General features: G+C 77.4%; 1 protein-coding gene. It reads left to right on the top strand.

Features of this window, described 5'->3' with window-relative positions; genetic code table 11:
- Positions 1-321 (top strand): low temperature requirement protein A (locus tag B1205_RS31515; protein WP_254909937.1); only part of this gene is annotated, 321 nt, incomplete at its 5' end.
- Positions 322-336: the final 15 nt, after the last annotated feature.

Here is a 336-nt window from a genome sequence, read left to right on the forward strand (position 1 = left end):
GTGGTGGCCACCGCCATCGGCTACGAGCTGGTCATCGAGCACCCCGGCGGGCACAACGAGTTGCCGTGGCTCGCCGTGGTGCTGGGCGGGCCGGCCCTGTTCCTCGCCGGCCGGGCCCGCTTCGAGTACGAGGTGTTCGGCCGGGTCTCCCCGTCCCGGCTGGTGGCGATCGCCGCGCTGCTGCTGCCCGTACCCCTGCTGGTGCGCCTCGGGCCGCTGGCCGCGGGGGTCTACGCGGTGGTGGTGCTGGCGGCGGTCGCGGTGGCCGACCTCCGGCGGGCCTGGGGCCGACCGCCGGAGGCCGCCGCACCGCCGTTCTAGGCGTCGGCGGCGGCT

It is taken from the genome of Micromonospora sp. NBS 11-29 (assembly GCF_002140155.1).
Taxonomy (GTDB): Bacteria; Actinomycetota; Actinomycetes; order Mycobacteriales; family Micromonosporaceae; genus Micromonospora.